The organism is Acidovorax sp. HMWF018, from assembly GCF_003061035.1.
GTDB classification, from domain to species: Bacteria; Pseudomonadota; Gammaproteobacteria; order Burkholderiales; family Burkholderiaceae_C; genus Acidovorax; species Acidovorax delafieldii.
The window spans coordinates 1-7,535 of record NZ_QAIM01000412.1; the positions used below are offsets into that span (position 1 = coordinate 1).

General features: G+C 67.7%; 4 protein-coding genes. 2 read left to right on the plus strand and 2 right to left on the minus strand.

Annotation, left to right across the window (positions count from 1 at the left end; genetic code table 11):
• On the minus strand, positions 1 to 541 hold a 541-nt coding region (locus DBR23_RS17005; protein WP_146191356.1), incomplete at its 3' end, for a LysR family transcriptional regulator.
• A gap of 104 nt (positions 542 to 645) precedes the next feature.
• Here DBR23_RS17005 and xdhA point away from each other — a divergent pair.
• Positions 646 to 2,157, plus strand: a complete 1,512-nt coding sequence (gene xdhA / locus DBR23_RS17010; protein ID WP_108499032.1) for a xanthine dehydrogenase small subunit — start codon at positions 646 to 648, stop codon at positions 2,155 to 2,157.
• Positions 2,154 to 4,502, plus strand: a complete 2,349-nt coding sequence (xdhB, locus tag DBR23_RS17015) for a xanthine dehydrogenase molybdopterin binding subunit (protein WP_108499030.1) — start codon at positions 2,154 to 2,156, stop codon at positions 4,500 to 4,502. Before xdhA ends, xdhB begins: the two co-directional genes overlap by 4 nt.
• A 535-nt stretch (positions 4,503 to 5,037) precedes the next feature.
• Here xdhB and DBR23_RS17020 read toward each other — a convergent pair.
• Positions 5,038 to 7,164: a diguanylate cyclase domain-containing protein gene (locus tag DBR23_RS17020; protein ID WP_108499031.1), complete on the minus strand. Its 2,127-nt coding sequence runs from the start codon at positions 7,162 to 7,164 to the stop codon at positions 5,038 to 5,040.
• Positions 7,165 to 7,535 lie beyond the last annotated feature (371 nt).

A 7,535-nucleotide genomic window follows, 5' to 3' on the forward strand; every position in this document is an offset into this window, starting at 1 on the left:
CGACCAGGCAGACCACTTCGTCACCAAACAGGCGGCCCATGTGCAGGTCGTCCGGGGGCTGGGGCCAGTTGCCGATCACCACATCCACCTCGCCCTGCGCCAGGTGCGCGTGGTAGTGCGCGTCGGCCGACAGGGGCAGGATTTCGATGGGGCACAAAGGGGCTTCGACCTTGATGCGGGCCACGAGCTGGGGCAGAAAGAGCGGGTCGAGGTAATCGCTGGCCGCCACGCGGAAGGTACGGGTGGCCGTGCGCGGATCAAACCCGCGCGCGTCCGAAAACAGTGCCTCGGCCGCCCGCAAAATGGCGCCTGCAGGCTCCACCATGCGCAGCGCGGCATCGGTCGGCATCATGCTGGCGCCGGAGCGCACCAGCAGCGGGTCGCCCGACAGGTCGCGCAGCCTTTTCAACGCAGCCGACACCGCCGGCTGGTGCATGCCCAGGCGGACGGCGGCCCTCGATACGCTGCGTTCTGTGAGCACGGTGTGCAAGACCCTTATGAGATGGAGGTCTATCTTGTCGAAAAGGGCGTGGTCTCTCATAGCGGTGGGGGCATGGGTGCCATAAGCTTGCGCATATGCCGGTAACGGTACTGCGTTCTACCCTCTGCTGAACCTTTCCATCAAAGATCGAAGTGGCGTTTGTCATGACAACAAGACCCTTGCAATTCCTGCGCCGAGGCCAGCCCGTGGCGCTGGGCAATGTACCACCCGACCGCACCTTGCTGGAGGTGCTGCGCGAAGACCTGGGCAACACCGGCACCAAGGAGGGCTGCGGCGAAGGTGACTGTGGCGCCTGCACCGTGGTACTGGGCGAAGAACGCGATGGCCAGCTGCACTACAGCGCCGTGAACAGCTGCATCCGCCTGGCCCGTTCGGTGGATGGCATGGCGCTGTGGACGGTGGAAGACCTGGCGGAAGATCCGCTGATCCAGCCCGTGGGCGACACAGCACCCGCTGCACAACAAACCATCACGCTCCATCCAGCACAGGAGGCGATGGTCCAGTGCCACGGCTCGCAGTGCGGCTTCTGCACGCCGGGCTTCGTGATGAGCCTCTTCGGCATGTACCAGAACCATGTCTGCCACGGCCAACCCATCACCCGCGAACTGGCCCAGGAAGAACTCTCGGGCAACCTGTGCCGCTGCACCGGCTACCGCCCCATCCTTGATGCCGCCCAGCAGATGGCATCGCTGCCCGGCATGTCGGTCAACGAGGCCGAAGTGCTACAAAAATTGAAGCTACTTCGGCATGATGCACTAGCGCAAGCGGCCGATTCGGCCTATATCGCACCCTCCACGCTCCCGGATCTGCTCGCAGCCCGCGCCGCCCACCCCGGCGCCCAGGTGGTGGCGGGCTGTACAGACGTGGGGCTGTGGGTGACCAAGCAGCACAAGCAGTACACCCAGGTGCTGGACGTGACCCGCGCGGCCGAGTTGCGGCAGGTGGCACAGCACGCCGACGCCATCCACATCGGCGCCGCCGTCACGCTGACCGACGCGTTTGCTGCCCTCACCGCACAGTGGCCGCAGCTGCACCGATTTGCCACGCGGTTTGCGGGGCTGCCCGTGCGCAACTCGGGCACGCTGGGCGGCAACGTGGCCAACGGCTCGCCCATTGGCGACTCCATGCCCCTCTTGATCGCGCTGCGCGCCCAGGTGGTGCTGGCCAGCCAGGCCCGGGGCGAGCGCCAGCTGCCGCTCGAAGACCTGTACACCGGCTACCGGCAAAACGTGATGGCGCCGGATGAGCTGCTGGTGCGCATCGTGGTACCCCGCCCTTCTGCTCAAGAACAGCTGCGGGCGTACAAGATCTCCAAGCGGTTTGACGACGATATCTCAGCCGTCTGCCTGGTGCTCAACCTCGACATCGCGGGCGGCACCGTGCAACGCGCCAGCATTGGCGCGGGCGGCGTGGCTGCCACCCCGGCCCGTGCGCGGCAGACTGAAGCGGCTCTGACCGGCCAGCCCTGGACCGAAGCCACCGCGCAGCGCGCCGCCGCGGTGCTGCAGGCCGAGTTCAGCCCCATCTCCGACATGCGCGCCAGCGGCGCTTATCGCCGCCAGGTGCTGGGCAGTCTGCTGCAGCGCTACTGGCTGGAGAGCCAGGGCCAACCCTCGGTCAGCCTGGACACCTTGACGCTGGAGGCCGCCGTATGAACGCCCCACACACCATCGCAGAGACCGCCCTGCCCGCGCCCACCCGCGCCGCCATGGGCCAGTCGCACATCCACGAAAGCGCCCGCGCTCAGGTGGCGGGCGCCGCGCACTACATCGACGACCTGCCGGAGGTGAAGGGCACGCTGTACGCAGCGCCCATCCTCTCCACCGTGGCCCACGGCACCCTGAACGGGGTGGATGCCACCGCCGCCCTCGCGCTGCCCGGCGTGCGCGGTGTGGTGCTGGCCAGCGACGTGCCCGGCGACAAGATCCTGGCTGCGTTCGGGCACGACGAGCCCGTGTTTGCGCTGGACAGCGTGCAGTTTGTCGGCCAGGTGATCGGCCTGGTGGTGGCCGACTCGGTCATGCAGGCGCGCCGCGCGGTGCGGGCCGTGAAGCTCGACATCTCCCCCCTGCCCGCCGTGCTGACGGTGCAGGACGCGCTGAAGGCGCAAAGCTATGTGCTGCCGCCGGTGTTTGTGCGCCGGGGCGATGTCGCCACGGGCCTCGCGCAATCGGCGCACCGCATGCAGGGAGCGTTTGAAGTCGGCGGCCAGGAGCATTTTTATCTGGAAGGCCAGATCGCCTACGCCATGCCGCTGGAGCAAAAACAGTGGTGGATTTACTCCAGCACGCAGCACCCCGGCGAGGTGCAGCACTGGGTGGCGCACGCGCTGGGCATCGACAACCACGCGGTCAAGGTGGAATGCCGCCGCATGGGCGGTGGCTTTGGCGGCAAGGAGACCCAAGCCGGGCACCTGGCCGTGTGGGCCGCCGTGGCCGCGAACAAGCTGGGCCGCCCCATCAAGCTGCGGCTGGACCGGGACGAGGACTTCATGGTCACCGGCAAGCGCCACCCGTTTGCGTACGAGTACGACGTGGGCTTTGACGACACGGGCTGCATCACGGGCCTCAAGCTCCAGATGGCTGCCAACTGCGGCTTCAGCGCCGACCTGTCGGGCCCCGTGGCCGACCGCGCGGTGTTCCATGCCGACAACGCGTATTACCTGAGCGATGTCGAGATCGCGTCGTACCGCTGCAAGACGAACACGCAAAGCCACACCGCGTTCCGTGGTTTTGGCGGCCCGCAGGGCGTGATCGTGATCGAGGCCATCCTGGGCGACATCGCGCGCGCGCTGGGCCGCGATGCGCAGGACGTGCGCCTGGCCAACCTGTATGGCAAAGATGCGAGCACGGGCCGCCACGTCACCCACTACCAGATGGCGGTGGAAGACAACATCCTGCACGAGCTGCTGCCCACGCTGGAGCAGACCTCGCACTACCGCCAACGCCAGGCCGAGATTGCGGACTGGAACGCGCACAACACCGTCATCAAGCGCGGCCTGGCCATCACGCCCGTCAAGTTCGGCATCAGCTTCACGGCGACGCTGTTCAACCAGGCGGGTGCGCTGGTGCATGTGTACACCGACGGCAGCGTGCAGGTGAACCACGGCGGCACCGAAATGGGCCAGGGCCTGCACACCAAGGTGGCGCAGATCGTGGCCGACGAGCTGGGCGTGCCCCTGCACCGCGTGCTGGTCACGGCCAGCGACACCAGCAAGGTGCCCAACGCCAGCGCCACGGCGGCCAGCAGCGGCACCGACCTGAACGGCCGCGCCGCGCAATACGCCGCGCGCAACGTGCGCGACAACCTGGCCTCGTTCGTGTGCGGGCTGGACGGCTGCGGCGCAGGCGCGATTCGGTTTGCAGGCGGCCAGGTGATCTCGCCCAAGACGGTGCGCAGTTTTGAAGAGGTGGTGCAGGCCGCGTACGCCAACCGCATCCAGCTGTGGAGCGACGGCTTTTACCGCACGCCCAAGATCCACTACGACAAGACCACCCTCACCGGGCGCCCGTTCTACTACTTTGCCTACGGCGCCGCCTGCACCGAGGTGGCCATCGACACCCTGACCGGCGAGAGCCGCGTGCTGAAGGTGGACATCCTGCACGACGTGGGCCACAGCATCAACCCGGCCATCGATGTGGGCCAGATCGAGGGCGGGTTTGTGCAGGGCATGGGCTGGCTGACGACCGAGCAGCTGGTGTGGAACGACAAGGGCACCCTCGCCACCCACGCGCCCAGCACCTACAAGATTCCCGCCACGGGCGACATCCCGGCGCACTTCAACGTCCACCTGTGGCCCGAGGCGAATCGGGAGGACAACGTGGGTGGCAGCAAGGCGGTGGGGGAGCCGCCGTTCATGCTGGCGATCAGTGTGTATGAGGCGCTGCGCAATGCGGTGGCAGCGGGGCGTAGCGGGGTGGATGCGGCGGCGCCGGTGGTGTTGACGGCTCCGGCGACTGCGGAGAATGTGCTGAAGGCGTTGGGGCGGTTGGGAGAGTGATACTTTTGGCTGTTGGCTCTAGTGGGATATGGGCTGGTAGCTATTGATTTTGTAGTGTTTGGTGGCGTGTGCTGATTGGGCAGCATGCTGGTGTTGAGGACGGAGGCCGGGAGTCGCCCGGCAGGCGAGTCCCTTTCTTTCGCGTCGCCGAAAGAAAGGAACCAAAGAAAGGGCGACCCCACTGTCTGCGTCCCCTGCGCTGACGCTACGGGGCAACCTGCGGTGCTCGGGTTTGGCGGATCAGGGCTCGCGTGTGTCTGAGCGACGCGCAGCGCAAAGCGAGTTCCACGGCGCACCCCACAACCGCCCCGCCGCAGGTTTGCCCCCACGCATCGTGTGGGGGCCGCAGACTGGGGGTCGCCTTTCTTTTGGGTACTTTTCTTTGGCGAAGCAAAGAAAAGTACCTCGCCCGCCGGGGCGACTCCCGGCCTCCGCCCTCAACAAAGGCACACCACCCAATCAGCGCAACGACCAGACACTACAAAATCAATAGCTACCACCGCATATTCCACTAGCGCATCCAGCCCAAAAGCCCTCAAACAGGCCCCAAAGCCATCCGCCCCGAAGAAGTCACCGACGCATCCCTCGCATGCCGCGTCTCCACCCGGTTGCGCCCCGCCCGCTTGGCGTCATAACAAGCCATGTCCGCCGCATACAACACCGACGGCACATCCTGCAAGCTGGCGTCCAGCACCACCAGCCCGATGCTCACCCCCAGCGTAAAACTGCGCCCCTCGTACGACGGCTCCCACGCACGCACCGCCGCACGCAACTGCTCGGCCACGGCCTGGCCGCGTGCCAGAGCGCAACCAGGCAACACCACCGCAAACTCGTCCCCCCCCAAGCGCGCCGCCCAGCCGATCTGGCGCACATGGGACGCCAGCAGCCGGGCCACGTGGCGCAGCACATCGTCGCCCGCGTCATGGCCCGCAATGTCGTTGACCACGGTGAAATGGTCCAGGTCGAGGAACAGCACCACCCCATCGCCCTGGGTCTCACCGCCCTCCTCGTCGGCGGCGAGCACCACAGCGCGCTGGCGGGCCGACCGCTCGGCCATCAGCTGGCCCAGGCGCTCGTCAAACGCGGTGCGGTTGTACAGCTGCGTCAGCGCATCGTGCGCTCGGCCCCAGGACTGCTGCACCTGGGCCTCGCGCGCGGCTGTGATGTCTTCCAGAATCCACACGGTGCCACCGTGCACCTCCTCGGGGCGCACGCCCTGGCCCTGCACGCGGGCCCACACGGGGGTGCCGTCCTTGCGCAAAAAGCAGACATCGCCGTCGAACGCGCCATGCGCCGCCACCTCGGCGCGCACACGATCGCCCACCTGGGCATAGTCAGCGTCGCTGGCGTACAGGATGCGCGCGGGGCGGCCCTGCAGCTCCTGCGCGCTGTAGCCCAGCATCACACAGGCCTGGTGGCTCACCACCTCCAGCATGCCGTGGCGGGTGATGACGATGCCCACCGGGGCGCTGTCCAGCACGGCCTGGAACTGGCCGACCACCGTGTCCTTGCGCGACTGCTGCAGGCTGCCCTGCTGCACCAGGCCCTGGAACACCCGCACCAGTTCGCCCACCTCGCCGCCCGCGCGGGGCCAGTGCACATCTTGCGCAGGCTGCTGGCGCGCGCTGGTCCTGAGCAACTGGCGCGCCTTGAAGGTCAGCTGCGCCAGCGGCTGGGCCATCCAGCCCATCAGCGCCACCGCCAGCAGCATGCACAGCACCATGCTGGCCACCGCCAGCCACCAGGCTTCGCGCTGGGCGCCGCGCAGCGGTGCCAGCAGCGCCTGCGACTGGCTCACGCGCGCCACGATCCACTGCGGCAGCGGCATGCCCGCCATGCTCACGATGTGGTCGGACTGCACATGGGTCATGCCCCGCCCCACCACCGGCTGGGCCTGGCTTTGCCAGCGCGTGTACACCGGGGCCAGGCCCACTTCATCACGCACCTGGCCCAGCACGCGGGTGGGGTCGGAGTGCGACAGGATGGTGCCGTCGCGGGTGAAGACGATGAGCTGCGAGTCATCGCGGGCGGGCAGCGTCATCGACGGTGGCAGCAGGCTTTGGGATTGCAGGCGCAACGCCCCTGCCACCACACCCACCACCGTGCCGTCTTCGCGGTGCAGGGGCATGGTGAACATGACCCGCGCCTCGCCCCGGCGGCCGGCGATCAGCTCGGACACCAGGGGCTTGCCATCCACCAGGGTGCGGCGCAGGGCATCGCGTTCGGTGGGGTCCAGGTCCGCGGCCTTTTCGATCTGACCGGCGCGCAAATTCAGGCGCAGTTCGCCGTTGTCGCGGGCGACCTGCATGGTGTCGAAGAACTGCACCGCAGGCAGGCCCTGCTGCAGCAGCCATTCCAGCGACGAGGGTGACTCCAGCATCGCCGGTGTGATGCCTGCGGCCACGGTGCGCAGCACCTTCTGGCTTTGTTCGATCTTGCTGGCCAGCAACCGGGCCACCACCTCGACCTCGTCGGTCTGCTGGCTCACCACCCGGCGCATGGCCTCCTGCCCGGAGGCCCGAGTCACCAGCCAGGCGGCCACCGCCCCCGACAGCGCCACCGCCAGCGCCGCCACCAGCATCAGCCGCAGCACCAGGGCGCCGGGCACCAGCCAGCCCGGATCAAGGTCCGGGGCTGCCTTGGGGCCGGGCGGCGGCGTCATGGACGCGTCCCCCCTGCAGGCTGATGGGCACGCTCAAAGTTCGGCATGGGGACGGGTCATGGCAGACATGTCCCAACAAATATACGCAGGGCCTGTGCCCGGGGGCTTGGGTGGAACCCTTGGGTAAAGCCAAGGAAAAACCCTGAGCCCGTCGGGGTGCGGGAAGGGTGTGTGGAGGGATGGAAGCGGACTGCGGCAAGGGCCCTGCAGCGTGGTGCCAGCTCCCACAGCCAGGCAGAACGTGCCACCACCCAAGGCGCATCGCCCCGGGGTGCGGGGCTTGTCAGCAAATGCAACGCAAGGGCAGTCCGTGGCTGCCGGCAGGCGCAACCCGACAGTCGCTGCAGGGCGTCAAGAACGCGGTGTCAAGA

Bases quoted from the DNA above. Each gene is read 5' to 3' on its own strand.
- xdhA (WP_108499032.1), top strand. From the start codon at position 646: ATGACAACAAGACCCTTGCAATTCCTGCGCCGAGGCCAGCCCGTGGCG.
- xdhB (WP_108499030.1), top strand. From the start codon at position 2,154: ATGAACGCCCCACACACCATCGCAGAGACCGCCCTGCCCGCGCCCACC.
- DBR23_RS17020 (WP_108499031.1), bottom strand. From the start codon at position 7,164: ATGACGCCGCCGCCCGGCCCCAAGGCAGCCCCGGACCTTGATCCGGGC.